Below are 2,905 nucleotides of genomic sequence, written 5' to 3'. Positions count from 1 at the left end.
ATATACCGGAAACGTCCAAAAGCTTTCATATCAATAGCGCGACAGTTCCACATCCATCTTGCGGTAGCCATGAACGAAGCAGCCCGCGACGCGCTCTGGTTCACCCACCACATTTGGTCGCAGGCGGCGCACTGCCATTTCTTCAAGCAAAATGCGGATTTGCAATTCGGCCAATCGCGCGCCGACGCAGCGGTGGATGCCATATCCGAAGGCCAAATGGCGACGCGCGTTTTCGCGATCGACAATCAGCTTGTCTGGGTTTTCGAACACCGTCTCATCCCGGTTGGCCGATAGATACCACATGCCAATCTTGTCACCAGCCTTGATGGGCGCGCCGAACAGGTCATGGTCCTGCGTAGCGGTGCGCCGCATATGCGCCAAAGGCGTTTGCCAACGAATGATTTCGCTGACGGCGTTGGTGATGAACTGGGGATTTTTCTCCAGCTTTTCCCGCTCGTCGGGGAAGCTGTTGAGCCCATAAGCATAACCCGACATCGAATTGCGGGTCGTGTCATTTCCGCCCACGATGAGCAGAATGAGGTTACCCATATATTCAAATTGACTCATGTCCTTCATCGGCGAATGGATCATCCGGCTGATAAGGTCGGGCGCTTCGCCGCGATCTTTGCGTTCGTCCCACAGACGCTGAAAATAGGCGCCCATTTCAAACATTTTGGCAAGGCGCGCCTGACGCGTCTCTTCGGAACGGAACAGTTCGACGTCGCCCGCCCAATCGGACCATTCGGTCAACTTGCGGCGGTCTTCCCACGGGAAATCGAAAAGCAACGCCAACATCTGTGTGGTCAGTTCGATGGATACCAGGTCGACCCAGTCAAAGGTTTTGCCAACCGGAAGCGAGTCCAAAAGTTCGCCCGTGCGACGGCGGATATCGCCCGACATGCGGTCCATTTCACCCGGTGTGAAGGCCGGTGCGATGACACGGCGTTCTTCGGTGTGCTTGGGCCGGTCCATCGCAATGAACATGGGCATGACGATTCTTTGGTCTTCGGGGATTGGCTCGGCGAGCGCATCGTCGTCGATTAAGGTGATGCCACCATGTTCGAATGACGATGAATAAATGTCGGGCAGCGCTTCGACATGTTGAATGGCTTTGAGCGTCGTGACATTCCAATAACTGCCGAAATCGGAACCCTCAATCTTGTTGATCGGCGCTTTTTCGCGCATCTCTTTAAAGATGGGGTGCCAGCGATCCTCGGTGTAAATGTCGGGCTTTGTGACGTCCCAATGATGTGGTGCCTTGTTCAATTCCCAAGGCAGTGAATCGCTTTCGATTAGGGGGGCAGTTGCCATTGTTTTCGACTCCTCTCAGCACCGAAACTGCCACTACTGACAGAAATGTCAATCCAGTTTTGAACCGCAACCTATTAAAGGTGATTACACGTTCATCCGGGCATTTTGATGAAGCCGAATAACCGCCGCGCACCGTCATCCTTGGCACGGCCAGCGCTTCCTGATTTCATGACGTTTTTCTTAAAAAGATACACACCCAGCCGCAGTAACAATATCGCAAAGAAAATCTGGCCGATAATCGCGACGGCGTGATGCCACAAAACCGGTTCAAGCGCGGCGCGCCCAATCATCGCAAAGGGCGAACTGAATGGGAAAATGGCAGCAAATTTCTCGATCGGTTCGCCTGTTTTGGTCAGGGCATAAGATGCGAAGAAGAAATTGATCAACTGCGCCATGGTGACGGGCATGGAAATGGTCTGCACCTCACGCACCGTGGCCGCCATTGCGCCGATTCCAAGAAAAAGCGCGCCGAGCATCAAATAGGTCATGATGAAATAGGTGAAGCACAGGCCAATGAACATGGGCCAGCCAACCGCCGGCGTTGGGAAATTTGGCAAATCCGGTCCGATCGCGGCAAAACCAATCAGCCCAACGGTTGTCCAAACCAATATGCCCAGCAAGGCCATGCCGAGCATTGCAAACAATTTGCCCAAGAACACCGATTCCATCGGAATGGAGGCGGCGAGAATTTCGATAATCTTGTTCGATTTCTCCTCCACCAGATTGGACAGCACCATGCCCGCCAGCAAAATTGTCAGGAAGAAAACGAGTATCTGCCCACCCTGCGCAGTCACGGTGCGCAGGGTCTTGTCGTTGTTCGCCGACTCGACAACAATATTGGGTGTCGAGCGCGGCAGCGTCATTGTCCCGCCGCTTTGCGCATAGCCTGCCAACAGTTCAATGTCGGCACGTTCGCGTTTTATGGCGTTGGTTGTGCCTGTTATCACGGGTTCCGCCAACGTGCCGGTGACGACAACGCTGAGGTTATCGGTCGTTTTTGTGAGATAGCTTTGCGGCGCTTTTTGATCCGCAGCAGGATCGCCCACGACGACCATGCGGGCAAAATAGCGGTCTCCCAATGTCTTCGAAAGCGACTCGCGCGCGGACAGGATTTTCCCTGCATCCTCTTTGGCCAAGGCGATGCCAACAACGGGTTGCGACACGTCTTTGGCGATTTGCCCACCCAAATTACCCGCCGCAAATCCGACAAGCACAGGGAAGAAGGGCCCGAGCAAGAAGAAGATAAAGGCCTTGGAATAGATGATCGCCGTAAAATCCCGGCGGGCAATGACGAAGGCGGCGCGGATAATTTCCTTCATTTCGCTTCTCCCACATGCGCGTCATCCATTTCCGCGGCGACCGCTTCACCAGCGATGGCCACGAACGCATCGTGCAGCCCCGGTCGTTCGATCGACAGCGATTTGACGCCCGCCTTGCCCTCGACCAGCGCCGTCAGCAGCGGTTCCACCCCGGTTTCGGGCAAGGTGAAATGCCACCAATGCCCTTCTGCTTTGGTTTCAGGGGGCAGCGCCGATCGCCATGGCCCGTCCAACGTTTCGGTTTCCAGATGCACCTGCGGCCGCAAGCGGTCACG

At 55.0% G+C, this 2,905-nt stretch carries 2 protein-coding genes and 1 pseudogene; all 3 read right to left on the bottom strand.

Annotation, left to right across the window (positions count from 1 at the left end; translation table 11 throughout):
* Positions 1–30 precede the first annotated feature (30 nt).
* Entirely contained in the window at positions 31–1,311 is a 1,281-nt protein-coding gene (locus ACILQA_RS10625; protein WP_395629663.1) for a cytochrome P450, read from the bottom strand.
* A 92-nt stretch (positions 1,312–1,403) separates the two neighbouring features.
* Complete coding sequence (locus ACILQA_RS10620) at positions 1,404–2,630, bottom strand: ABC transporter permease (RefSeq protein ID WP_395629662.1); 1,227 nt, start codon at positions 2,628–2,630, stop codon at positions 1,404–1,406.
* Positions 2,627–2,905 (bottom strand): annotated as a pseudogene (locus ACILQA_RS10615) (ABC transporter ATP-binding protein); the annotation flags it as partial. The pseudogene ACILQA_RS10615 and the gene ACILQA_RS10620, both read right to left, overlap by 4 nt.

It is taken from the genome of Sphingorhabdus sp. (genome assembly GCF_044239005.1).
GTDB lineage: Bacteria > Pseudomonadota > Alphaproteobacteria > Sphingomonadales > Sphingomonadaceae > Sphingorhabdus_B.
Note: the sequence above shows the minus strand (reverse complement) of the source record. Positions and strands in the feature narration are given on the sequence as shown.